The 24,711-nt window shown below is 68.0% G+C and carries 20 protein-coding genes; 13 read left to right on the top strand and 7 right to left on the bottom strand.

Annotation, left to right across the window (positions count from 1 at the left end):
- Window positions 1-53 precede the first annotated feature (53 nt).
- Both ACK8OR_RS03035 and ACK8OR_RS03030 read left to right on the top strand, forming a co-directional pair.
- Window positions 54-1,970, top strand: a complete 1,917-nt coding sequence (locus ACK8OR_RS03035; protein ID WP_410187991.1) for a LysM peptidoglycan-binding domain-containing protein — start codon at window positions 54-56, stop codon at window positions 1,968-1,970.
- Window positions 1,971-2,034: 64 nt separating this feature from the next.
- Window positions 2,035-3,852 (top strand): ABCB family ABC transporter ATP-binding protein/permease, encoded by a 1,818-nt coding sequence (locus tag ACK8OR_RS03030; protein ID WP_410187990.1) that lies wholly within the window; start codon window positions 2,035-2,037, stop codon window positions 3,850-3,852.
- Window positions 3,853-3,868: 16 nt separating this feature from the next.
- Here the strand turns inward: ACK8OR_RS03030 and ACK8OR_RS03025 are convergent, their stop codons facing one another.
- The 3 genes from ACK8OR_RS03025 to ACK8OR_RS03015 all read right to left on the bottom strand — a co-directional run bounded on the left by ACK8OR_RS03025 (window position 3,869) and on the right by ACK8OR_RS03015 (window position 7,262).
- On the bottom strand, window positions 3,869-4,822 hold the full coding sequence (locus ACK8OR_RS03025; RefSeq protein WP_410187989.1) for a glucokinase: 954 nt from the start codon (window positions 4,820-4,822) through the stop codon (window positions 3,869-3,871).
- A 12-nt stretch (window positions 4,823-4,834) separates the two neighbouring features.
- Window positions 4,835-6,175: a GH1 family beta-glucosidase gene (locus ACK8OR_RS03020; RefSeq protein WP_410187988.1), complete on the bottom strand. Its 1,341-nt coding sequence runs from the start codon at window positions 6,173-6,175 to the stop codon at window positions 4,835-4,837.
- A gap of 64 nt (window positions 6,176-6,239) precedes the next feature.
- Window positions 6,240-7,262: a substrate-binding domain-containing protein gene (locus ACK8OR_RS03015; RefSeq protein WP_410187987.1), complete on the bottom strand. Its 1,023-nt coding sequence runs from the start codon at window positions 7,260-7,262 to the stop codon at window positions 6,240-6,242.
- Window positions 7,263-7,477: 215 nt separating this feature from the next.
- Here ACK8OR_RS03015 and ACK8OR_RS03010 point away from each other — a divergent pair, with 215 nt between their 5' ends.
- The 6 genes from ACK8OR_RS03010 to ACK8OR_RS02985 all read left to right on the top strand — a co-directional run bounded on the left by ACK8OR_RS03010 (window position 7,478) and on the right by ACK8OR_RS02985 (window position 15,628).
- On the top strand, window positions 7,478-8,833 hold the full coding sequence (locus ACK8OR_RS03010; RefSeq protein WP_410187986.1) for an ABC transporter substrate-binding protein: 1,356 nt from the start codon (window positions 7,478-7,480) through the stop codon (window positions 8,831-8,833).
- A 110-nt stretch (window positions 8,834-8,943) separates the two neighbouring features.
- Window positions 8,944-9,921, top strand: coding sequence for a carbohydrate ABC transporter permease (locus ACK8OR_RS03005; protein ID WP_410187985.1), 978 nt, complete (start codon window positions 8,944-8,946; stop codon window positions 9,919-9,921).
- Window position 9,922: 1 nt separating this feature from the next.
- Window positions 9,923-11,068, top strand: coding sequence for a carbohydrate ABC transporter permease (locus tag ACK8OR_RS03000; protein ID WP_410187984.1), 1,146 nt, complete (start codon window positions 9,923-9,925; stop codon window positions 11,066-11,068).
- Window positions 11,069-11,078: 10 nt separating this feature from the next.
- Window positions 11,079-12,725 carry an alpha-amylase family glycosyl hydrolase gene (locus ACK8OR_RS02995; protein ID WP_410187983.1) on the top strand — a complete coding sequence of 549 codons (1,647 nt, stop codon included), beginning with the start codon at window positions 11,079-11,081 and terminating at the stop codon, window positions 12,723-12,725.
- An 85-nt stretch (window positions 12,726-12,810) separates the two neighbouring features.
- Window positions 12,811-13,929: an ABC transporter ATP-binding protein gene (locus ACK8OR_RS02990; protein WP_410187982.1), complete on the top strand. Its 1,119-nt coding sequence runs from the start codon at window positions 12,811-12,813 to the stop codon at window positions 13,927-13,929.
- Between the two features lie 64 nt (window positions 13,930-13,993).
- A complete protein-coding gene (locus ACK8OR_RS02985) occupies window positions 13,994-15,628 on the top strand; it encodes a hypothetical protein (RefSeq protein ID WP_410187981.1) in 1,635 nt (544 codons plus the stop codon).
- Here the strand turns inward: ACK8OR_RS02985 and hpt are convergent.
- Window positions 15,625-16,161, bottom strand: coding sequence for a hypoxanthine phosphoribosyltransferase (gene hpt, locus ACK8OR_RS02980; protein WP_298431983.1), 537 nt, complete (start codon window positions 16,159-16,161; stop codon window positions 15,625-15,627). The genes ACK8OR_RS02985 and hpt overlap by 4 nt on opposite strands.
- An 82-nt stretch (window positions 16,162-16,243) precedes the next feature.
- On the opposite strand from hpt, the gene ACK8OR_RS02975 reads away from it, so the two are divergent.
- Complete coding sequence (locus tag ACK8OR_RS02975) at window positions 16,244-16,699, top strand: type II toxin-antitoxin system RatA family toxin (protein WP_410187980.1); 456 nt, start codon at window positions 16,244-16,246, stop codon at window positions 16,697-16,699.
- Window positions 16,700-16,727: 28 nt separating this feature from the next.
- On the opposite strand, the gene ACK8OR_RS02970 is transcribed toward ACK8OR_RS02975, so the two are convergent.
- The 3 genes from ACK8OR_RS02970 to ACK8OR_RS02960 are packed head-to-tail and all read right to left on the bottom strand — an operon-like array spanning window position 16,728 to window position 18,786.
- Window positions 16,728-17,192 carry a CinA family protein gene (locus tag ACK8OR_RS02970; protein ID WP_410187979.1) on the bottom strand — a complete coding sequence of 155 codons (465 nt, stop codon included), beginning with the start codon at window positions 17,190-17,192 and terminating at the stop codon, window positions 16,728-16,730.
- A complete protein-coding gene (locus ACK8OR_RS02965) occupies window positions 17,189-17,671 on the bottom strand; it encodes a phosphatidylglycerophosphatase A family protein (RefSeq protein WP_410187978.1) in 483 nt (160 codons plus the stop codon). The genes ACK8OR_RS02970 and ACK8OR_RS02965 overlap by 4 nt, the downstream gene beginning before the upstream one ends.
- Window positions 17,668-18,786, bottom strand: a complete 1,119-nt coding sequence (locus ACK8OR_RS02960) for a bifunctional 2-C-methyl-D-erythritol 4-phosphate cytidylyltransferase/2-C-methyl-D-erythritol 2,4-cyclodiphosphate synthase (protein ID WP_410187977.1) — start codon at window positions 18,784-18,786, stop codon at window positions 17,668-17,670. Before ACK8OR_RS02960 ends, ACK8OR_RS02965 begins: the two co-directional genes overlap by 4 nt.
- 191 nt (window positions 18,787-18,977) lie before the next feature.
- Here ACK8OR_RS02960 and dusB point away from each other — a divergent pair, with 191 nt between their 5' ends.
- From dusB to ACK8OR_RS02940, 4 genes are all read left to right on the top strand, one after another.
- Complete coding sequence (gene dusB / locus ACK8OR_RS02955) at window positions 18,978-19,973, top strand: tRNA dihydrouridine synthase DusB (protein ID WP_410187976.1); 996 nt, start codon at window positions 18,978-18,980, stop codon at window positions 19,971-19,973.
- Window positions 19,970-21,043 (top strand): two-component system sensor histidine kinase NtrB, encoded by a 1,074-nt coding sequence (locus ACK8OR_RS02950; RefSeq protein ID WP_410187975.1) that lies wholly within the window; start codon window positions 19,970-19,972, stop codon window positions 21,041-21,043. The genes dusB and ACK8OR_RS02950 overlap by 4 nt, the downstream gene beginning before the upstream one ends.
- A 3-nt stretch (window positions 21,044-21,046) precedes the next feature.
- Window positions 21,047-22,408 carry a response regulator gene (locus tag ACK8OR_RS02945; protein WP_410187974.1) on the top strand — a complete coding sequence of 454 codons (1,362 nt, stop codon included), beginning with the start codon at window positions 21,047-21,049 and terminating at the stop codon, window positions 22,406-22,408.
- Window positions 22,409-22,510: 102 nt separating this feature from the next.
- Window positions 22,511-24,709, top strand: a complete 2,199-nt coding sequence (locus tag ACK8OR_RS02940) for a sensor histidine kinase NtrY-like (protein WP_410187973.1) — start codon at window positions 22,511-22,513, stop codon at window positions 24,707-24,709.
- Window positions 24,710-24,711: the final 2 nt, after the last annotated feature.

Here is a 24,711-nt window from a genome sequence, read left to right as displayed (position 1 = left end):
GCGTGATTTGCCCCTGCCTATCCGCGTTGATACCGTCCCGCAAAGCCGGGGGAATGGATGACGCGATGGCGGTGAGCAATTCGGTCAAGGGCGGCATCGCCGTGGTCGCGATCGTGGGCGGTCTGATAGGCGGGTTTGTCCTCTGGCAAGGCCGCGTGCCGCCGGTCGAGACGCCTGCGCCAACGGCAGGGACCGAGGTGGAAGCCGGGACGGAGACGGCGGGCGTCGCCCCCGAGCCGACAGCGCCCATCGAAGAACCGAACGCAGATGGAACGACCACCACCGCCGTGGATGTCGCGATCGTACCTGAACCCGCCGCCGAAGCCGCGACTGGCGATGTAGCGGAGATCGTGGCGGATGCCGACGCCCCGGACGCGCCTTCGACGGGCAGTGGGGCCAGCGTCGATGTCGTGCGGATCGAGCCCGACGGCTCGGCGCTCGTGGCCGGGCGGGGCGAGGCGGATAGCGACGTCGTCCTGAATATCGACGGGGCGGATGTCGCGACCGCGCGCACGGATCCCGAAGGCAATTTCGTTACCTTCCTCGAACTGCCGCCATCGGAGGTTCCGCGCGTCCTGTCGCTCCAGACCGAGGTCGGCACCGGCCAGCGCGTCGATGGTCAGACCTCGATCATCGTGGCCCCCACGGTTCCCTCCGCGCCTAAGGTGGCGACGACGCCCGATGTTACCCGCGCGCCGTCCTGGCCGCGCACCGCCATCCGGTCCGACGACGGCGCCGTTTCGGTCGGTGCGACGCGCTTCCCGCCGGGCACCGAGATCGATGGCACGGGGCGGATCACAATCGATGGCGTTCCGCTGTTTCCCGAGGGAACGTCGGTCGAGGCCGACGGCACGATCCGCATCGACGGGGTCCCGCGTTTCCCGGCTGGAACCGTGTTCAGCGCGGACGGCGCGGTCACGGTCGCAGGCGTGCCGACCTTCCCGGCCGGCACACGGATCACGTCGGACGGCGTCGAAATCGCGGGCGAGATCGTCCTGCCGCCGACCACGCGCATCGGCCCGGACGGTGCCATCGAGATCGACGGGGTCCCGTCCTTCCCGGCTGGCACGGTCGTTGCCACGGATGGCCGCATGATGCGCGATGGCGTGCCTGTCGCGCGTGACACGGCGCGGCTTGAGGTGAGCGAGGCGGCGAGCGATCCGGCAGAGCCGGTCGCAGACGACGTGGTGGCACCGGGCGGCGTCGCGGTGGCTGAATCCGATGCTTCGGAGCCGTCGATCGCGGCGGCCGAACCCGCCGTGCCGGATGGCAACGCCCCGGATATCGAGACCGCCGCGCTGGCCCCCGAAGCCCATGTGCCGCAAACGGCCACGGCCACTGACATCCCCGATACGGAAGCCGTTGCCCCGACCGACATGGCCACGTCAGACATCGGCGCCGCCGACGTCGCAACCGACGACACTGCCAGTCCGACCTCACCGCGCCTTTTCCGCGTCGGCCCGGAGGGCGTCGCGGTACTGCCTGCGGCCGAGGCGCCGGATGCGACCACGTCGCTCGGGATCGACGTCATCCGCTACGACGCGCTGGGCGACGTGCAACTGGCCGGCACCGGCGCGCCCTCGGGTGAGCTTCGCATCTACCTCGACAACCGGCCCGTCCGCACCGTGCCGATCGGCGATCCGGGAAGCTGGGCGTCGCCGCTTCCGGACGTCGACGAGGGGATCTACACGCTCCGGATCGATGCGCTCGATGCGGCGGGCGCGGTCGCCAGCCGCATTGAGACCCCGTTCGAGCGTATCGCCCCCGACATCGCCGCCGCCGCCGCGAACCGAGGCGAGGGCACGACCGCGGTGACCGTGCAGCCGGGCTTCACGCTCTGGGCGATCTCGGAAGGGTATTTCGGCGACGGCATCCAGTACGTGCAGATCTTCGAGGCGAACCGCGACCTGATCCGCGACCCCGACCTGATCTATCCCGGCCAGATCTTTACCCTGCCGGACACGCAGTAGGCGGGTGGCCTTCCGGGGGGCGCACCCCTAGGTTCATCCGAATGCGATTTGACCGGATCCCCCCATGCGCCGCACGAGCCTGACGACGACCGAGGCCCCCGCGGATTCGATGGGCATCGTTCGCCGGGTCGCGCCCTATCTCTGGCCGGACGGGCAGGGCTGGGTGAAACGGAGGGTGGTGATCGCCCTGGCGATGCTGGTCGTGGCCAAGGTCGTCGCGGTCACGACGCCGTTCTTCTACAAGGCCGCCGTCGACGCGCTGGCCCCCGAAACGGTCACGCCCGCCTGGGCGCTCGGGGCGGGGGCGGTCGGGCTGACGGTGATCTACGGCCTCGCGCGGTTGATGAACGTGGGCTTCCAGCAGTTGCGGGACGCCATCTTCGCGCGGGTGGGCCAACGCGCGCTGCGGCAGCTCGCGTCCGAGACCTTCACCCACATGCACCGTCTCTCGATGCGGTATCACATCACCCGCAAGACCGGCGGCCTCAGCCGGATCATCGAACGGGGCGTGAAGGGCGTCGATTTCCTGCTGCGGTTCCTTCTCTTCTCCATCGGGCCGCTGGTCCTCGAACTCCTCCTGATCTCCGCGATCCTCTTCTTCGTCTTCGACGTCTGGTATCTGGCCATCGTCGTCGTGACGATCGGCCTCTACATCTGGTTCACCTTCGCGGTGACCGAATGGCGCGTGAAGATCCGCAAGGAGATGAACGACCAGGACACGGACGCGAACCAGAAGGCGATCGACAGCCTTCTGAACTTCGAGACGGTCAAGTATTTCGGCGCCGAGATGCGCGAGGCGCAACGCTACGACGGGGCGATGCAGCTTTACGAAAAGGCCGCGCTCAAGACCTCCTATTCGCTGGCCTTCCTGAATTTCGGGCAATCGCTCCTGATCACGGGGGGCCTCGTCGGCGTCATGGTGCTGGCCGCGATGGGCGTCCAGCAGGGCGACCTGACGGTGGGCGATTTCGTGATGGTGAACGCCTACATGATCCAGATCACCATGCCCCTCAATTTCCTCGGGACGGTCTACCGCGAGATTCGGCAGGCGCTGGTCGACATGGGCGAGATGTTCGGCCTGCTGGAACAGCCGCCCGAGGTACGCGATGCGCCCGATGCTCAGCCATTGAAGATCGAGGGCGGGCGCATCGAGTTTCGCGATGTCTGGTTCGGCTACGATTCCGAGCGGCCCATCCTGCAGGGCGTGACGCTGACCGTCGGCGCGGGCGAGACCGTCGCCGTGGTCGGCCCGTCGGGATCGGGGAAGTCGACCATCGGGCGGTTGCTCTTTCGCTTCTACGACGTGACCGATGGCGCGGTCGTCATCGACGGCCAGGATGTCCGGTCCGTCACGCAGGACAGCCTGCACGCACAGATCGGCGTCGTGCCGCAGGACACCGTCCTCTTCAACGACGACCTGCGGTACAACGTGGCCTACGGGCGCCCCGAGGCGACCCATTCCGAGATCGAGGAGGCCGCGCGCGCGGCGTCGATCGACACGTTCATCGCGGGCCTGCCCGACGGGTACGAGACGACCGTGGGCGAGCGGGGCCTGAAGCTTTCGGGCGGCGAGAAGCAGCGGGTTGGCATCGCCCGGACGCTTCTCAAGAACCCGCCGATCCTGCTGCTCGACGAGGCCACGAGTGCCCTCGACACGGAAACCGAGCGCGACATCCAGCACGAACTGCGCGCCATGTCCGAGGGGCGCTCAGTCATCATGATTGCGCATCGGTTGTCGACGGTGGTGGATGCAGACCGGATTGTCGTCCTGGAGGCCGGGACCATCACCGAAGAGGGCACCCACGACGAGCTTCTGGCCCGCGACGGGCGCTATGCGCGCATGTGGCACCGCCAGCAGGCCGAGGAGGCGGACGCGGCCTGAGCCACGTCTGTCACCTTCAGGCGGCGCGTTCGGTCAGGTGCGCGGCGCAGCCGGTGAGCGCCGCGAAGTCGTCGGTCACCAGCGTCACCGGGAAGTTGCCCATGAAACCCGCGAAGCGACCCTTATCGCGGAACGCCTCGGCAAAACCCATGCGCGCCAGGTGCGGCCCCATGGCGCGGCTGACCCCGCCGACGAGGTACACGCCGCCCAGCGGCAGGTGGATGAGCGCCAGGTTCCCCGCGACCGTCCCGAGGATTCGGATGAACTGGCGCACGGCGGCTTCGGCCCGCGGGTCGCTCTCGACCCGCGCCATGATCTCGGCGGCAAGGTATTCCTCGTCCGACCCCGCTTCGGTCGCGAGCCAGCGATAGACCTGCTCCAGCCCGCGACCCGAGAGCACGTCCTCGACCGCCGGGAACCCGTGCGCCGTCGAGACGAAAGTGCAGAGCCGCAGCTCGGCCTCCGTGCGGATCGGCAGGTTCGCGTGACCGGCCTCGCAGGGGGGCACCAGCCGTCCGGTCGGTGTGACGTGGACCGGTGCCGCGTTGAACCCGGTGCCGACCCCGATCACCAGCCGCACGGCACCGTCATGGCCGGGAAGGTCGATCACCGCCTCCTGCGCGTCGGGCGCCATGTGGCCCAATGCGTGGCCCTGTGCTTGCAGGTCGTTCAGGATGGCCGCGCCCTGCGCGCCGGTGCACTGGATCAGGCGCGTCGTATCGATCGACCAGTCGAGATTGGTCAGCTCGGCCACGCCGTCGGCCACGGGGCCGGCCACGGCAACGCAGGCACCAACCGGGGCGGGACCGCCCTGATCCTCGCGGTAGCGGCGCAGGACCGGGGCGAGGTTCGCGAACTCGGCGTTGCGGTACTTGCGGATCGTCTCGGGCAGGACCGTGCGACCATGCGCCATCGCGACGCGCGTGTTGGTTCCGCCGACATCGGCGACGAGGAACAGGGGATCAGACATGCCGGGCGACTATCAACGCGACAGCATCCGGGCAAGCGCGTGATAGCTGGCCTTGGGCGTGCGCGCCTGGGTGTCGAAGTCGATATGGACGAGACCGAAGCGCTTGGCATAGCCGAGCGTCCATTCGTAATTGTCGAGAAGCGACCAGACGGTGAAGCCCTCGAGCGGCACACCGGCCGCGATGGCGCGCAGAGCGGCCTGGAAATGCGCCTCGAGATAGGCGACGCGCTCATGGTCGGGGCGGTCGGGGGTGTCGGCGTTCGCCAGCCCGTTCTCGGTGATGAAGAGCGGCAGATCGCCGGTATAGGTATCGGCCACCCATTTGAGCAGGTGTTCGAGCCCCTCGGGGCAGATTTCCCACCCCATGTCGGTCTTGGGCAGCGGGCCTTCGACGGTGGCGATGGACGGCCACGGTCCCTCGCCCCGCGTCAGGCGGCGGCAGGTGTAGTAATTGATCCCGAACCAGTCGAGCGGCTGCGAGATCATGGCCATGTCGTCCTGCCAACGCTCTGGCATGTGGGGCGCGAACCCGTCGAGGATGTCCTCGGGATAGGCGCCGTGCATCATGCCGCCGAGGAACCAGCGATTGTAGATCCCGTCATAGAGCCGGGCGGCGGTCCGGTCGGCCTTGGTCTCGCTGGCGGGCAGGGCGTATTCGAGGTTGCAGGCCGCGCCGACGCCGCGAACGTCCCGGTCACGCAGCACCTCGACCGCGAGGCCATGGGCGAGGGCGACGTGATGCATCGCCTTGGCGGCGGCATCGAGCGAGACGAGGCCGGGGGCATGGTAGCCCTCGAAATGCGACAGCCAGGCGACGCACCACGGCTCGTTCACGGGTGCTACGGAATGTAGCCGGTCGCCGATCCGGTCCGCGATCACTTCGGCGAAGTGGGCGAAGGCCTCGGGTGTGTCGCGGACAGTCCAGCCACCTGCCTTCGACAGCGTCTCGGGCAGCTCCCAATGGTAGAGTGTCGCCATCGGCTTGATGCCGCGCTCGAGCATTCCGTCGACCAGCTTGTCATAAAAATCAATCCCTTCCGAATTGACGTTCACGCCATCCGGCATGACCCGCGCCCATGAGGTCGAGAAGCGGTAGGCATCGAGCCCGGCCTCCGCGATCAGGTCCAGATCCTCGGGCCAGCGGTGATAGTGGTCGCAGGCGACGGCCCCTGTCTCGCCCCGGTCGACCTTGCCGGGGATCTCGGCGAAGGCCTCCCAATGGGTCCGGCCCGCGCCGCCGAAGGCATGACCCTCGATCTGGTACGCGCTGGTGGCGGTCGAGAAGGTGAAACCCTCGGGAAAGTCACTGCGGGCAGTCGTGAACGCGGCGGCGTCCGGACGGGACTTGGTCATCGCGGGCGTCTCCGGATGTCTGGCGACCCGGCGCGCGCGGATCGCGTCTTGCGGGGCAGGGCGGTCATGGCGGCGGCGCGGTCGAACCGCCGGTCACCAGCTCGCAGTCCCACACTTCCTGTGCCGGGGCCAGCGCCGGATCGGCGATGCGTTCGATCAGGAGTTCGGCGCAGCGCCGACCCGCCGCCCGCACCGACGAGCGGGTCGCCGTGAAGACCGGACGATCGCCACCATTCCCGAGATAGCCCAGCATGTCGTCATGGATCACAACGGAGACGTCCCCGGGCATCGCGAGGCCCGCCTCGTGGATGGCGCGCCGGACGCCGATCGCCATGATGATCGATGAGACGAGGAATGCGGTCGGCGCGTCGTTGCGGGCCAGGAGGGCGACGGCCGCGGCGTGTCCCGCCTGTTCGGACATCTCGGCATTGACCTCCATGTCGGTCGTGACCGGGAAGCCGCGCGCCGCGAGGGCTTCGGCCCAGCCGGAGCGGCGGCGGCGGGCAAAATCCATCTCGGCCCGCCCGTTGATGAGCGCGATCCGCCGGTGTCCGAGATCGAGCAGAAGATCGGTGGCCCGGCGAAAGGCCCGCGCGTTCTCGATATCGACGAAGCTGTAGTCGGAATGCTCGAGGGGGGCGCGGCCATGCACAACGAACGGCAGGCCGAGGTCGCGTAGCACGTCTATACGGACGTCGCCCCGGCGCGGACCGTGGACGATGATGCCGTCCACGCTGCCGGTCTCGGCCATGTTGCGATAGGCCGCGACCTCCTGCCCGTCGGCCACGACCGACATCACCATGTCGTAGCCCCGCGCGGCATAGACCTCGCCCGCGCCGGCGACGAAATCCGAGAAGACGGGATTCACCATCTCGTGCGAATGCGAGGTGGCGATGACGTGGCCGACGGCCATCGCGCGACCGGTCGCGAGCGACGCGGCGCGGCGGTTCGGGCGGTAGCCATGGGCGTCGGCGGCGGCGCGGACGCGGCGGCGCGTCTCCTCGCTGACCTCGGGGTAGCCGCCGAGCGCACGGCTGACCGTCGTGGGCGAAAGCCCGAGCAGATCGGATAACTGCCGGAGATTCACGGCATTCCCCCCAAACCGGTTTGGCCCGCATCCCCGCACGCCTCCGTCCGGCCCCGCATCGGCCGTCGAATTGCGGCGCTGCGGCGTTGACTTTGTCCCGAACGTGGTGTCGAGGTTTGCATGTCAAAGCGGTTTGGACAACAGGCCGCGCGCAGACAGCACCGGGACCTGGGTGCATCAACGACATGCGGGGACGCCCCGCATAGGGAGGATAAATGAACAAGTTTCTGACCGGCACGGCCATCGCGCTGCTGACCACCGGGGCCGCCATGGCCGACGGCCACACCGCCGCCTTCGCGCCGGGCGAGGGCCCGTTCGACTGGGACGGCTACAACGCGTTTGCCGAAGCCAACGACCTGAGTGGCGAGACCGTCACCGTGACCGGTCCCTGGACCGGCGACGAGAAAGCCAAGTTCGACATCATCATGGCGTTCTTCGCCGACGCGACGGGCGCGTCGGTCAACTATTCCGGCTCCGACAGCTTCGAGCAGGACATCGTCATCTCGGCCCGCGCGGGCTCGGCGCCGAACCTCGCCGTTTTCCCGCAGCCGGGTCTCGCCGCCGACATGGCAAGCCAGGGCCTGCTGACGCCGCTGCCCGAGGGCACGGCAGACTGGGTCGCCGAGAACTTCGCCGCGGGCCAGTCCTGGGTCGATCTGGGCACCTATGCCAACGAGAACGGCGAGGACGAGCTCTTCGGGATGTTCTACCGCGTCGACCTGAAGTCGCTCGTCTGGTACTCGCCCGCCGCCTTCGACGAGGCCGGCTACGACATTCCCGAGACGATGGAAGACCTCAAGGCGCTCACCGACCAGATCGTCGAGGATGGCGGCACGCCCTGGTGCATCGGACTGGGTTCCGGTGCGGCGACCGGCTGGCCCGCGACCGACTGGGTCGAGGAGATGATGCTCCGTACCCAGCCGCCTGAGGTCTACGACGCCTGGGTCTCCAACGAGATGCCGTTCGACGCCCCCGAGGTGATCGCCGCCATCGAGGAGTTCGGGGCCTTCGCCAAGAACGACGACTATGTCAGCGGCGGCGCGCAGGCCGTGGCCTCGACCGACTTCCGGGACAGCCCCGCCGGTCTCTTCGAGATCCCGCCGTCCTGCTACATGCACCGCCAGGCCTCGTTCATCCCGGCCTTCTTCCCCGAGGGCACCGAGCAGGGCGAAGACGTGGATTTCTTCTACTTCCCGGCCTACGCGGAGAAGGATCTGGGATCGCCGGTTCTGGGCGCAGGCACGCTCTTCTCGATCACCAATCCGTCGGACGGCGCCAACGCGCTGGTCGAGTTCATGAAGCTGCCGATCGCGCATGAGCTCTGGATGGCGCAGGGCGGCTTCCTGACGGCCCATGGTGGCGTCAACCTCGACGCCTACGAGAGTGATGCGCTGCGCGCCCAGGGCCAGATCCTGCGCGATGCGACGACCTTCCGCTTCGACGCGTCCGACCTGATGCCGGGCGAGATCGGCGCGGGTGCCTTCTGGACGGGCATGGTCGACTACGTCACCGGCGCATCCGCCGAAGACGTGGCCGCGGGCATCCAGTCCCGCTGGGACGACCTGAACTGAGGCCGGACCTCCACGACGACCGCCCGTCCCCCTGAGCGGGGGCGGGCACCACGACGGGGCGCGCGGGGAGGCGCGGTCCGACATTCCAAGGGCAGGGGGGAACCGGTCACATGTCACCGCTCATTCAGGGCATCCTGACGATCATCATCGGCGTCGGCGGCTGCATCGGATATTTCTGGGCATCGAACTTCGTGCTCGATCGCTACATCTTCCCGCCCAAGGGCGACGATGCGGGGCGCAACATCAACCGCGCCAACGCCGTCCGCCCCTGGCTCTTCCTGCTGCCGGCGCTGGCGGCGCTCGGCCTCTACCTCGTCTACCCGGTCTTCGGCAGCTTCTGGCGCTCGCTCTTCAACCGCTCGGGCGACGAGTTCATCGGCATGGGCAACTATGTCCTGATGTTCGGTGACGGCGAGTTCCGCACCGCGCTCTTCAACAACTTCCTCTGGGTTCTTGTGGTGCCCGCGGCGGCGACCTTCCTCGGGCTGCTGGTCGCCCAGCTGACCGACCGCCTCTCCTGGGGGAACATCGCGAAATCCCTGATCTTCATGCCGATGGCGATCTCCTTCGTGGGCGCGTCGCTGATCTGGAAATTCGTCTACGCGGTGGACCCCGAGATCGGCATCATCAACGCCATCCGCGACACGATCGGGATGGCTCCGCTCGACCCGCTTCAGGTGGGTTTCTGGAACAACTTCTTCCTGATGGTCATCCTCGTCTGGATCCAGACGGGCTTTGCGATGGTGATCCTCTCGGCCGCGCTGCGCGGCATCCCCGAGGAAACGATCGAGGCGGCCATCATCGACGGCGCGTCGCCGACCCAGATCTTCTTCAAGATCAAGATCCCGCAGATCATGGGCACCATCGTCGTCGTCTGGACGACGATCACGATCCTCGTGCTGAAGGTCTTCGACATCGTCTACACGATGACCGGGGGCAATTTCGGCACCCAGATTCTGCCCAGCTACATGATGGAGTACATGTTCCGCGACGACGGGCGCGCGACCGCGGTCGCCTTCGTCATCATGATCATCGTCCTGCCGGTGATGGTCTGGAACATCATGCAAGCCCGCAAGGAGGTGCGCTGACATGGCCGCCGCAGACGACGACGGAATCGCCGGCGCCAAGTCCGGTCTCTCGCTGGTCACCAACCTCTCGGTGATCTTCCTCGTGGTGCTCTGGCTGATCCCGACGATCGGCCTCCTGGTGTCGTCCTTCCGCGACCGGGACGCGATCACCGGATCGGGGTGGTGGAAGTCGCCCTTCCCGGTGGCGCAGAACTTCGCCGTGGGGGCGGATGGTGAATTCGCCCAGACGCCCGACGGCTGGATGCTGGAAGGCAACGTGTTCGGCGAGGACGGCTCGGGCGAGGTCACGGCCTTCGGCGGCCGCCGCGCCGAACCGAACGCCTTCGCCCCCGGCGAGACCGGAGAGCTGGTCCGCGGCCGCACCCTGACGGTCGAGGCCAATGGCGACTACGTCTATCTCGACCCGGGCGAGGAGGCACCAAGGCGAAACCCGACGCTCTATTTCGCGTCCGAGGTGCCGCCGAATTTCTCGACGGACAATTACGACACGATCCTCTTCTCGAACGGGATGGACGTGGCCTTCATCAACACGCTGACGGTCACCATCCCGGCGACGATCATCCCAATCCTCATCGCGGCCTTCGCGGCCTATGCGCTGGCCTGGATGGATTTCCCGTTCCGGGGAACGATCATCGCGATCATCGTGGGCCTCTTGGTCGTGCCACTCCAACTCGCCCTCGTGCCGATGCTGACCTTCCACAACCAGATCGGCATCGGGCAGAGCTTCTACGGGATATGGTTCGCGCATACCGGATTTGGCTTGCCACTCGCGATCTACCTCTTGCGAAACTACATGGTCGGCCTGCCGCGCGACATCATCGAGAGCGCGAAGGTCGATGGCGCGACCGACTTCCAGGTGTTCACCAAGATCGTCCTGCCGCTCAGTTTCCCGGCCCTCGCGAGTTTCGCCATCTTCCAGTTCCTGTGGACGTGGAACGACCTGCTGGTGGCGAAGGTGTTTCTGCCGTCGAACTCGGAAAGCTGGGTAATGACGGTCAAGATCGCCGACGATCTGCTGGGATCGCGCGGGGGGGACTGGGGCATCCTCGCGGCGGCGGCGTTCGTGTCTATCGCCGTCCCGCTGATCGTGTTCTTCACCATGCAACGCTACCTGGTGCGCGGCCTCTTGGCCGGCTCCGTCAAGTAAGGGTCTTCGCATGATCGCGACCGCCGAACAGATCTCGCCCGCCACCGATACCGACTGGTGGCGCGGCGGGGTGATCTATCAGATCTATCCGCGCTCCTATCAGGACACGACCGGCGACGGCGTGGGCGATCTGAACGGCATCACGGCGCGGCTGCCCTACGTGGCGTCGCTCGGGGTGGACGCGATCTGGATCTCGCCCTTCTTCACTTCGCCGATGAAGGATTTCGGCTACGACGTCAGCGACTACCGCGACGTCGACCCGATGTTCGGCACGCTGGCCGATTTCGACCGGCTGGTCGACACGGCGCACCGCCTGGGCGTGCGGGTGATGATCGACCTCGTGCTGAGCCATTCCTCGGACGAGCATCCGTGGTTCCAGGAAAGCCGGGCATCGCGCGACAACCCCAAATCCGACTGGTATGTCTGGGCCGACCCCAAGCCCGACGGCACGCCGCCCAACAACTGGCTGTCGATCTTCGGCGGTGGCGGCTGGCAGTGGGACGTGCGGCGGCAGCAGTATTTCTACCACTGCTTCCTCGAGAGCCAGCCGGACCTCAACTTCCACAATCCCGAGGTGCAGGACGCGCTTCTGGACGTGACGCGGTTCTGGCTGGACCGGGGTGTCGACGGCTTCCGCCTCGATACGATCAACTTCTACTTCGCCGACAAGGAGCTGCGCGACAATCCGGCACTTCCACCCGAGCGGCGGAACGCCAAGATCGCGCCCTCCGTGAATCCCTACAATCACCAAGAGCATCTCTATTCCAAGAACCGCCCCGAGAACCTCGCCTTCCTCAAGCGCTTCCGCGAGCTTCTGGACGAGTATCCCGGAACCGCCGCCGTGGGCGAGGTCGGGGATGCGCAGTTCGGGATGGAGCTGATCGGCCAATACACCAAGGACGGGCAGGGCGTGCACATGTGCTACGCCTTCGATTTCCTCGCCTGGGACCCGCTGACCGCGGCACGCATCGTCGAAGTGTTCGATAACCTCGAAGAGAAGGCGCCGGACGGCTGGGCCTGCTGGGCCTTCTCGAACCATGACGTGACGCGTCACGTGACGCGATGGAACCTCGATGACCAGGGCGCGCGCTGCTACGCGACGCTGATCCACGCGCTGCGCGGCTCGGTCTGCCTCTATCAGGGCGAGGAGCTGGGCCTGACCGAGGCGCGCGTCGCCTACGAAGACCTGCAGGACCCATACGGGATCGAGTTCTGGCCCGAATTCGTCGGGCGCGACGGCTGCCGCACGCCCATGGTCTGGGAGCCGTCGAACCAGAATGGCGGCTTCTCGGACGCGAAGCCGTGGCTGCCCGTCGCGCACGAGCATCTGGGCAACTCGGTCGGCAGCCAGGAGGGACGACCGGACGCGCTCCTGCACCATTACCGTGCGATCATCGGCCTGCGCGGCCGCTCGGAGATCCTGCGCAAGGGCATCCAGCGCAGCACCGAGGCCCATGGCGACATGCTGACCTTCTGCCGCGTCCACGAGGGACGGCGCATCTTCTGCGCGTTCAACCTCGGGGGCGAGCCCTGCACGACCCATACGCCCGACGGCGAGTGGCGCTTCATCGACGGGATCGGCGGCAAGGACCCGCAGGTCGGCAACGGCGGCATTCATCTGGGTCCGTGGCAGTACACGCTGCTCGAAGAGGCCTGACGACAACGCGGCGCCCCGATCGGGACGCCGCAGCACAACGACAAGGACCGCCGGGGGAGGGGGTCCGACGAGGGAGGAGAAGACGATGGCAAACCTGAAGCTGACCGATGTGTCGAAGGTCTATGGCGGCGAGGTCGAGGTCCTGAAGGATATCGATCTCGACATCACGACCGGCGAACTGATCGTCTTCGTGGGACCGTCCGGCTGCGGCAAGTCCACGCTCCTGCGGATGATCGCGGGGCTGGAGAAGATTTCGGGCGGCACGCTCGAAATCGACGGACAGGTGGTCAACGACGTGCCCCCCTCCGAGCGGGGCATCGCGATGGTGTTCCAGTCCTACGCGCTCTATCCGCACATGACCGTGCGCGAGAACATGCAGTTCGCCCTCAAGATCGCCAAGATGCCCCAGGCCGAGATCGACAAGGCCGTCGAATCCGCCGCGACCAAGCTGCAACTGACCGAGTATCTCGACCGCCTGCCCAAGGCCCTGTCCGGCGGTCAGCGCCAGCGCGTCGCCATCGGCCGCTCGATCGTGCGCGACCCGAAGGTCTATCTCTTCGACGAGCCGCTCTCGAACCTCGATGCCGCACTGCGCGTCGCCACCCGGATCGAGATCGCGCAGCTCAAGGAGCAGATGCCCGACTCGACGATGATCTACGTCACCCACGACCAGGTCGAGGCGATGACGCTGGCCAGCCGCATCGTGGTTCTCGATGCGCTCAAGGACAACGGGCACAAGTACTCCATCGCGCAGGTCGGCTCACCGCTGGAGCTCTACGAGACGCCCAACAGCGAGTTCGTGGCCCGCTTCATCGGCTCGCCCGCCATGAACCTTCTGGACGGCGAGATCGTGGGCACCGGCCCCGTGACCACCATCGAGCCCCTGCAGGGCGGTGGCACCATCGCGTCGAACGTGCCGACCGAGCCGTCGGACATGGGCGCCCATGTGCGCTTCGGCATCCGCCCCGAGGACGCGGTCGCCACTGACGCCGAGGACCACGCCTTCGCGGGCAAGGTCGAGGTCGAGGAACGGCTTGGGGAGGTTACGCTCCTCTATTTCGAGCGCGCCACCCCCGAGGCCGATCCGGTCATCGCCAAGCTTCAGGGCATTCACCCGAACCTGCGGGGCCAGACCATCAAACTGGCCGCCGATCCGGCAAAGGTACACGTGTTCCGGAACGGAGTGTCGCTGCTTTACCGCTGATCGGTCACGTTTTGGCCGCAAGAGTCCGGTTCCTTGTCCAACAGTTTTGGACGGGACCGGACCCATGGCGAAGAAGACCTACTCCCTCAACGAATGGCACCAAGGTGCCCTGACCGCCGTCGGCGTGAGCTATGCCTTCGCGGCGGCGATCACCTTCTATTCCGCCGCGCAGGCGCTCGGTCTGCTGGCCGATCCAGCAGCGCATCTCACGACGCTTCTCGCCATGGCCGCGACGCTGCCGCTGCCGTTGCTGCTGGCGGTCCCGCGCCTTCTCCCCAAGGCGATCAGCGAGCCGTCGCGGTGGTATCACGTCCCATTGGTGATCATCGCGCTTCTGGTCCTGAGCGCGATCGGAGCCTATCCCCTCTACCTTCGCGCCCTCGCAGCGGGCATTCCGACGGAGGTCATCAATCGCTATGATTCCGCGTTCCTGACCGTTACCGGTCTCGTCTCGGTCATCGCCGCAATCGTGACGTCGATCCGCCTCGTGCGACGCGGCCCCCTCGGCGGCTCCGGCGTCCAGAGCATCCCGGTCGATGATCTCGCGCCCGCCCTGCGACAGGCGCCGGTCCGGTCCACGAAGCTCGAATCCACGCACCTTTTTTTCCTGCGCCTGACCGGCCTCCCGATGTTCGGATCGGTTGCCTATGGCGCCGCGACCGAGCCGAACCCGATGATCTGGGGGATCGTCGCGGCCGCGCTCGGCCTCGTGGCGGCGGTCATGCACCTGTCGCCCCGCTGGACGCCGCGCGTCCTCGCGCGGCCGTCGCGCTGGTACCACTTCTTCGGATGGAACCTGCTCGAGTCGCTTCTCTTCTGCTTCGCTCTCCTGCCCTTCGTCGCGGGCGCCTATGGCCCGATCATCGCCCAGGCCGCGGAGGACGCGGCGGCCGGGATCGAGCGCAGCCAAGCCGAGATCGGCGAGCTTGTCGTGACCTCGCTCATGGCCAGCCCCGGCGTACTGGCCTACTTCGCGATCTCGATCCCCGTGACGCTCGCCTGGTTCACCATGATCGGCCTCCTGTTCCAGAAGCCGTCCGCCCGACCCGTTGCCGCCACAACCACCCGCACATCCGACATGCCCGCTGTCGCCAAGGAACTTCCCCCGATCCCGAAGCGCGTCGCCAAGCGTGCCCAGCTTCCCGCCATCGGCGCCGCGATGAAGCTCTACCTCGTGGCCGACTGGCTGGTGCTGCGCCTCGTGGGGCTGGGGCTGCTCGGGACGGCCTACATGCTCTGGCTGATGATCGAGGCCGAGCGCACATCCCGCGCGGCGCAGCTCTCTTACGGGCAAGATCCGATGCACGCGCTCTATGCCTATGCCGGCCTCGGCACGCTTCTGGCTCTGCCCTTCCTGATGCCCGGTTTCCTGTCACGGCCGAACCACGTCGCGGGCGGCCTCGCCAAGGCGGTGCTGCTCGTGGTCTCGGCCTTCCTGCTGCTGCCCGCGCTGCATCTGGCGATCGACCTCTTCACGCCCGACATCTACCACGCGACGCTGCATCTCACGGTGCCCAACGTCTTCAAGGCGGTGGCCGGTATCGCGGTGACCTCGGCGCTGCTCATTTCGTTCTTCCGCCAGCTCGGCGGCCTGCCCAAGATGGACGGCATGGGCAATCCCAAGATCGAGATGTCGCCCGCCGAGATGCGCGACATGCGCATCGCGCGGATGGCGCATCAGTCGCACCAGCTCTCCTAGTCGGGCAGGCGGACCTCGCCGATATAGGGCAGATTCCGGTTCCGCTGGGCGTAGTCGATGCCGTAGCCCACGACGAAGGCGTCCGGGATCTCGAACCCTGTCCATGTGGCGCGGATATCGACCTCCCGGCGGCTTGGCTTGTCGAGAAGCGCAATCGTCTCCAGCCGCGCCGGCTCGCGCGAGGAGAGGAGCTTGACCACGGCGCTCAGCGTATGGCCCGTGTCGACGATATCCTCGACCACCAGAACGTCGCGCCCAGCGATCTCGCCCCGCAAATCCTTGAGGATGCGTACCTCGCGCGAGGATTCCATCGCGTCGCCGTAGCTCGACGCCTCGAGGAAATCGACCTCCACCGGCAGGTCCAGCTCGCGCACCAGATCGGCGATGAACACGAAAGACCCACGTAGAAGGCCGACCACCACCAGCTTGTCGGTGCCCCCGAAGCGGCCCTCGATCTCGCGGGCGAGGGCCTCGATCCGCGCGGCGATCGACTTGGCCGAGATCATCTGGTCGATGCTGTAATCCTGGCCCATATTGCCCTCCGCGAACCCAATCGGCATCAAGGGCGTTAACACGCCGACCGCACCGGACCCAAGGCCCGACCGAAGGACGCCCATGCCCCGCCATTCCGAGACCCGCGACCTGCCGTATACGGCGCAACAGATGTATGACCTCGTGGCGGATGTCGAACGATACCCGGACTTCCTGCCCTGGACCGCTGCCGCACGCATCCGTTCGCGCGAGGACGCGCCCGACGGCGAGGTGATGCTCGCGGACCTCGTCATCAGCTTCAAGGTGTTCCGCGAGCGGTTCGGCAGTCGTGTCGTGCTGCATCCCGAGACCCGCGTCATCGAGACGGAATATCTCGACGGGCCGTTCAAGCACCTGCAGTCCGAGTGGCGTTTCGAGGAGATCGAAGGCGGGTGCCGCATCCATTTCTGGGTCGATTTCGAGTTCAAGAACGCCCTGATCGGCCGGGTCGTCGGCGTCGTCTTCAACGAGGCGATGCAGCGGGTCGTGCGGGCCTTCGAGACCCGCGCCCGCGCGCTCTACGGTCCCGCGGCGGCCTGAGGTCATGTGGTCCGCTCGGACCGCCCCGTCACGACGCGGCAGCCCCGAGTAGTGCCAGCGCATGATCCCGCGCCGCCTGCCGGACCCGGTCGCGCCCGAGCGCGCCGAACTCAACCGTCTCGACATGCGTCTCGTCGCCCGTGACCAGCCCGAAGCAGACGCGCCCCTCGGGTTTGAACTCCGAGCCGCCCGGTCCCGCGATGCCGGTCACCGACACGGCGAGATCCGCACCCGAGCGCGCCCGCGCGCCCTCGGCCATTTCGCGGGCGACCGCCTCCGAGACGGCGCCCACCGCGCCGAGCGTCGATTTCGACACGCCCAGGAGATCGACCTTCGCCGTATTCGAGTATGTCACAACGCCCCAGAGCATCACGTCGGATGCGCCCGCCGGGTCGGTCAGTGCGGCCGCGACCATGCCGCCCGTGCAGCTTTCGGCGGTCGCCACGGTCAGGCCAGCCGCGCGACACGCTGCGAGGACCTCCGCGCCGGTCACAGCGCGTGCGCCAGACCGGCCAGCAGGACCACCCCCACCGCGGCCATGACACCCGCGACGGCGTCGTCCAGCATCACGCCCCACGCGTCCGAGCGCCGATCCATCCAGCCCACGGGCCCCGGCTTCCAGATGTCGAACAGACGGAAGAGCACGAAGGCCGCGATCCAGCCGGGCCAGAGGCGTTCGACCTCGACCCCGGCGCGGGCGGCGCCCCAGACCACTGGCAGAAGCGCGATCCAGACGCCCAAAAGCTCGTCGATCACCACTTCGCCCGGATCGTGGTCCGCGGCACCTTTCGTGACCTCGACGGTCGCCCAGTAGCCCAGCGGTACCATCAACGCGGTCAGCGCCGTGAAGACGAGCGGGCCGCCCTGTGCGGCCAGCCACGCAAGCGGCAGGGCGGCCAGCGTGCCCCATGTCCCCGGCGCGGGCTTCAGAAGGCCCGAATAGAGGACCGTGGCGACGAGCTTGGCGATCATGTCCGCACCAGCGTCACGGTCGCGAGGCAGGCGATGCCTTCGCCGCGCCCCGCGAAGCCCAGCCGTTCGGTCGTCGTCGCCTTGACCGAGACGCGGCCGATCTCGACGCCCATGATCTCGGCCATCCGCGCCCGCATCGCATCGGCATGCGGGCCGATCTTCGGCGCCTCGCAGATCAGCGTCGCGTCGACATTGCCGACCGCGTAGCCACGCCCGCCCGCCAGTTCGACCGAGTGCCGCAGGAAGACATGGCTCTCGGCGCCCTTCCACTGCGGATCGCTGGGCGGGAAATGGCGGCCGATATCGCCCTCGGCCAGCGCGCCGTAGATCGCGTCGGTCACCGTATGAAGGCCCACATCGGCATCCGAATGCCCTTGCAGGCCGCGAGCGTGGGGCACGGCCACACCGCAGAGCATGACGTGGTCGCCCGGCCCGAAGCGGTGGACGTCGAACCCGTTGCCGACCCTTATATCCATGCCCGTTCCCTTTGTCGCGCGGGCCAGATCGTCCGGTCCCGTGATCTTCATGTTGGCCTCGTCACCCGGTACGATGGCGACGGTCAGGCCCGCCCGCAATGCCACCTCCACGTCATCCGCGGCCAGCTCGTCCGACGCGGCATGGGCGGCACGGATGGCCTCCGTCCGGAACCCCTGGGGCGTCTGCGCCCGGTGAAGCCCCGCGCGATCGGCCAGCCCCTCGACCGTCGCGCCGCCGCGCCAGAGCGCATCGGTGACGGCCAGCGCGGGGGCGGCGCCGTCATGGGTGTCGAGCGCCGCCAGCACCGCGTCGATCACCGCGCGGGTCACGCCGGGGCGGGCCGCATCGTGGATCAGCACACGCTCGGTCTCGACCCGCGCCAGCCCGGCAGCCACGGATGCCGCGCGCGTCGCGCCGCCGTCCACCAGCGTCACGCCGGGCAGGGCCGCTTCCGCCCGCGCGCGATCGTCCGGGTGGATCACAACGATCACCGCATCGACCCGCCCGTCGAACGCGGCGACGGCGCGCGCCGCGACGGGTCGGCCGTCGAGCATCTGCCACTGTTTCGGAATCTCGCCCCCCGCGCGCGTTCCCCGTCCGGCGGCGACGATCAGCGCGGTGGCGGTGGGACGGTTCATGGCAGCCTCGAGCACGGTCGCTTCGGTCCTAGCCGCCGGGGCAGGGGGTGACAACCGGACGGGCATGGGGCTGGTTCAGCGCCTAAAATTTGTGCATATGGCGTATCGGCACGCGGCGCCGGGGCGGTGCCGGTGCCCCCCGGTTCGTCCGCCGCCTATATCCACCGCAACCCGCCCGAGGACTCAGCCCCGTGCCCCAAGCCCATCTCGACCCCCGCCTGTCGACCCTCGGAGTGACGTCGCCCGTGATGCTGGCCCCCATGGCGGGCATCACCGATCTGCCGTTCCGGAACCTCGTCGCGTCCTTCGGTGCGGGGCTCGTGGTGTCCGAAATGGTCGCCTCGCGCGAGATGGTCGAAGCCAAGCCCTCCGTCCGCGATCGCGCAGAGCTGGGCATGGATCGCGACGGCACCTCGGTCCAGATCGCCGGCCGCGATGCCACCTGGATGGCCGAGGCGGCGAAGCTCCTCTACTGGCGCGGCGCGCGCATCATCGACATCAACATGGGTTGCCCGGCCAAGAAGGTAACGGGCGGCCTGTCGGGCTCGGCGCTTCTGCAGGATCACGACCATGCGCTGCGCCTGATCGAAGCGGTGGTCGAGGCGGTGCCGATCCCCGTGACGCTGAAGACCCGGCTGGGCTGGGACGACGAAAGCCGCGACACCGCGTCGCTCGCCATCCGGGCCGAGGCGGCGGGGATCCGGATGCTGACCATCCACGGGCGCACCCGGTGCCAGTTCTACAAGGGCGCCGCCGACTGGGCCGCGATCCGACCCATCGTCGAGGCGGTGGTCATTCCCGTAATCGCCAATGGCGATATCGTCGACAGCGCGAGCGCCCGGGCGGCCCTCGCCGCGTCGGGTGCGGCGGGTATCATGGTCGGGCGCGGCGCGCAGGGCGCCCCTTGGCGGCTGGCCGAAATCGCGGCCGATCTCGGCCAGGGCGTGCGGCCCGACATTCCGGCCGGCGCGGCGCTGATCGACATGGTCGGGGGCCATTTCGCGGCGATCTGCGACTTCTACGGTCCCGCTTTGGGGGGACGCGTGGCCCGCAAGCATCTGGGCTGGTATATGGACCGCGCCGGCACGCCCGCCCCGCTCCGCCGCGCCGTCTTGACCGCGCCGGCCGAGGCGGTGCCGGACCTGCTGCCGGACGCGCTCGGACGCGACCGGGCCGAGGCCGCATGACGGATGCAGTCTGGCACGCCCTGCCGATCCCGGCTCTGACCCTCGATCCCGACGATCGCATCCTTGCGATCAACGGACCGGGTGAAGGCTTCCTGAACCGCTCCGCCCGCGTGCTTGCGGAGCGGAACCTGCCGGACCTGATCGATGTCGAAGGCGGCCTGGCCAACGCCACCTCCCGCGTGCGCCGCAATGGTGCGCCGCTGACGCTACACGATACCGCGCTTCGAATCGGGCGTGCCCCCGCGCTGCGCTGCGAATTGCATATCGCGCCGCTGGGCGAGGGGACGCTGATCCTGATCTCGCCGCAGGACATCGCCGCCCGGCTGGACCGCGCCAGCACGTCGAGAAGTGCGGCCCGGTCGGCCATCGGGATGGCCGAAATGCTGGCCCACGAGATCAAGAACCCGCTGGCCGGGATCACCGGCGCGGCACAGCTTCTGGGGATGAACCTCTCGGGGGAGGACCTCGAGATGACCGATCTGATCGTGGCCGAGACCCGGCGGATCGTGAAACTCCTCGAACAGGTCGAGCAATTCGGGAACCTGCAGCCGCCCCGCCGGCGCGCCGTCAACATCCACGACGTGCTCGACCGGGCCCGGCGTTCGGCGCTGGTGGGTTTCGCCGCCCATACCAGCATCGAGGAGAAATACGACCCGTCGCTGCCGCCGACGCTGGGCGATCCCGATCAGCTTCAGCAGGTGTTCCTGAACCTCTTGAAGAACGCCGCGCAAGTGGCCCAGCAAGATGGAAAGATCACGATCCGAACGTTCTACGAGGCGGCGCTCCGGGTGCGCCGTCCCGACGGGACCCATGGCGACTTGCCGCTCCAGGTCGAGATCGTCGATGACGGCCCGGGCATCCCGCCCCACGTCGCGTCCAACCTCTTCGAACCCTTCGTGTCCGGACGCGAGAACGGCACCGGGCTGGGCCTGCCGCTGGTGGCCAAGATCCTCGATGAACACGAAGGCTGGATCAGCGTCGACAGCGCGCCGGGGCGCACGGTGTTCCGCATCTCGCTCCCGCGCGCGCCGAACGACATGAAGAACGACCTGCAAGATATTGAAAGGTAAGACATGGACGGCACCATCCTCGTCGCAGACGACGACCGTACGATCCGCACCGTCCTGACCCAGGCGCTGACCCGCGCCGGGTGCAAGGTCCATGCCACCGCCTCGCTCGTGACGCTGATGCGGTGGGTCGAGGAGGGAAAGGGCGATCTCGTGATCTCGGACGTGGTCATGCCGGACGGCAACGGGCTCGAGACATTGCCGAAGATCACCGCCGAGCGTCCGGACCTGCCGGTCATCGTGATCTCGGCGCAGAATACGATCATGACCGCGATCCAGGCCGCCGAGGCCGAGGCCTACGACTACCTGCCGAAGCCCTTCGACCTCCCGGACCTGATGAAGCGGGCCGCGCGCGCGCTCGACCGGCGGCCCGCGCCGACCCCGGCGACCCCGACCGACGCGCCGCCCGACGACCTGCCGCTGGTCGGACGCACCCCGCGGATGCAGGAGCTCTATCGCCTCGTGGCGCGCGTTATGAACACCGATCTCCCGGTGCTCATCGCGGGCGAAAGCGGGACCGGCAAGTCCCTGATCGCGCGGGCCATTCACGACTTCTCCGATCGCCGCTCCTCTCCGTTCGTGATCGCGGGGGCGGCCGAGCTGGAGGGCTTCGACGGCCCCGGCGACCTGATGGCGCGCGCAAAGGGCGGCACGCTTCTGTTCGACGAAGTGGGCGATCTCGATGCCGCCGCGCAGTCGCGGGTCGTTCGGATGCTCGACGGGCAGGGCGATGGCGGGCCGCGCATCCTCGCCACCGCGCAGCGGGACCTCACGCCGCGCCTCGATGCCGAAGAGGACGGCTTTCGCTCGGACCTCTATTACCGCCTGGCCGGGGCACAGCTCGACGTGCCCGCGCTGCGCGAACGTGTGGACGACATCCCGCTTCTGGCCGCACATTTCCTCGCGCGGGCCGAGCGCGAGGGCGGGGCCGTCCGGCGGTTCTCGGACGATGCGGTCACCGCGATCCGTGCCCATGCCTGGCCCGGAAACGTGCGTCAGCTCGAGAACGTCGTCCGCCGCCTCGTGGCCACGTCGCCCGCAGAGGAGATCGTCCGCTCCGAGGTCGAGGCCGTTCTGGGCCCCGCGGTCGCGGGCCCGCGCGCCGTCGCCGCGACGGACCGCCTGTCGGATGCCGTGGGCGCCCATCTGCAGCGGTATTTCGACCTGCAGGGCGGCGAGTTGCCCGCGCCCGGCCTCTATCAGCGCGTGTTGCGCGAGGTGGAGCTTCCGCTGATCGAGATCGCGCTCGATGCGACCGCAGGCAACCAGGCCCGCTGTGCCGATTTGCTCGGCATCAACCGCAATACGCTCCGCAAAAAGATCACCGACCTCGATATTCAGGTGACACGGCGCCGCAAATTGATGTAGATTGGCCACAGGCGTTGCAGATCGGGAACAATCCGACATGAGCGACGCGCGGTAAGACATTGTTTCGAGGCGATCTTGCGGGTTCCTGTCACCGGCGAGGCCATGTCGCGCACCTTCCTCTGGAGTGGGCGCCGGCAGGTTCAGACGATCATGACCCTGGCCCTGGTGGTGCTGGGGCCGGTCCTCGTGTTCCTCACGTTTATGACCCTGACGCTGCGGGGGCCGACCGGCGATCAGTCCTGGCTGCGGGCGGTTCTGCTGGCCGACCTGGTCTATATCATCATGATCGCGGCCCTCGTGATCCGGCGGGTGACGCGGATGGTCGCAGCGCGGCGCGCGCGGTCGGCCGGATCGCAGCTGCACCTGCGGCTGACGGGCGTCTTTACCGGTATCGCGCTGGTCCCGACGATCCTGACGGCGGTTTTCGCGACGATCACCATCAACATGGGGCTGGAGGGGTGGTTCTCGGACCGGGTGCGTAGCGCACTGGGCAATTCGGTCGAGGCGGCGCAGGCCTACGCGCAGGAGCATCGTGACGACCTGACCGAGGATGCACGCGGGCTGGCGGGCTATCTCAACGTGGCCAAGCGGGCCAGCTTCTTCATGACCGACGGCGACCTGCGCCAGCTTCTGGGGCAGGGGCAGGACCTCGTGCAGCGGGGCCTGGAGGAAGCGTTCGTCATCGACGGCACCGGCGAGATCCGGGCGCGCGGCGAGGCGAGCTACCTCTTCGATTTCGAGCCGGTCAGCGCCGAACAGCTGGCGCTCGCCGAGGCCGGGTCGGTCGTCCTGATCGAGGACGAGGAATTCGACGAGTTCCGCGCGCTGCTGCGGCTGACCGCGTACCCGGACCGCTATCTCTATGTCACGCGCGAGGTCGATGGCGACATCCTCGAGCTTCTGGACGAGACCGAGGCGACGGCTCAGCTCTACCAGCAGCTTGAACAGGAACGCGGACGGCTCCTGTTCGAGTTCGGCTTGCTCTACGTGGGTTTTGCGCTGATCCTGATCCTGGCCGCGACCTGGGCGGGCCTGTGGTTCGCCGAGCGCCTGTCGCGCCCCGTGGGGCGACTGGCGGGCGCAGCGCAGCGGGTGGGGCAGGGCGATCTGGACGTCCGGGTCCGCGAAGACGCGGGCGATGACGAGATCGCGGTGCTGGGACGCCTCTTCAACCAGATGACGCGGCAGTTGAAAGGCCAGCGCGACGCGCTGGTCGAGACGAACATGCAGACCGAGCGCCGCCGTCGCCTGTTCGACAGCGTGCTGGGCTCGGTCACGGCGGGAGTCGTCGGCCTCGACGACAGCGGGCGGATCGACTTCATGAACCGGTCGGGCCAGCGGCTTCTGGGGTTGGACGGCGCGCGCTACGGCGAGGCGCTGGACGAAGTCGTGCCGGAATTCGCCAAGCTCTTCGAGCGGTCCAAAGCGGCGAGCGGCGAGACCGTCGAAGAGGAGCTGCGTGTCGCGCGGGGCGGCAAACTCGAAAGCCTGCTCGTCCGCATCGCACTCCGGCCCGGCGCCGACGGGGCGCCCGAGGGCTATGTCGTGGCTTTCGACGACGTGACCGAGCTAGTGTCGGCGCAGCGTATGGCCGCCTGGGGCGACGTCGCGCGCCGCATCGCCCACGAGATCAAGAACCCCCTGACGCCGATCCAGCTCTCGGCCGAGCGGGTCAAGCGGCGCTTCGGCAAGGAGCTGCCCCCCGAAAGCGCCGAGAAGCTGGCCGAGCTGACCGACGTGATCGTGCGGCAGGCAGGCGATCTGCGCCGCATCGTCGACGAGTTCAGCCAGTTCGCGCGGATGCCCGAACCCCAGCGCCAGCGGGGCGACATCGCCGCGCTGCTGCGCGAGACGGTGACGTTGCAGAAGGCCGCGCTTGAGCCGACGGACCTCGTCTCCGACATTCCCGAGGGCCGCGTCCGCGCCGAGTTCGATCCCACCATGATGGGTCAGGCCTTCACCAATCTCATCAAGAACGCGGGCGAGGCGGTCGAGAGCCGGATCGAGCGCGGCGGCGCGCCGTTTGCCGCGCAGGTCCGCGTCGCCCTGCACGAGAGCGAGTCGGGCATCGACATCGTCATCGGCGACACGGGGATCGGGCTTCCGCAGGACCGGACGCGCCTGTTCGAGCCCTATGTGACGACGCGCGACAAGGGCACCGGACTCGGGCTGCCCATCGTCAAGAAGATCATCGAGGAGCATGGCGGCACGCTGGAATTGCGCGACGCGCCGCCGGACGACACCGGACATAAGGGGGCGGAGGCCGTCATAAGGCTCCCCCGTATCGAAGAGGGACAGTAAAC

The sequence above is a fragment of the Jannaschia halovivens genome (assembly GCF_046452375.1).
GTDB classification, from domain to species: Bacteria; Pseudomonadota; Alphaproteobacteria; order Rhodobacterales; family Rhodobacteraceae; genus Jannaschia; species Jannaschia halovivens.
Note: the sequence above shows the minus strand (reverse complement) of the source record. Positions and strands in the feature narration are given on the sequence as shown.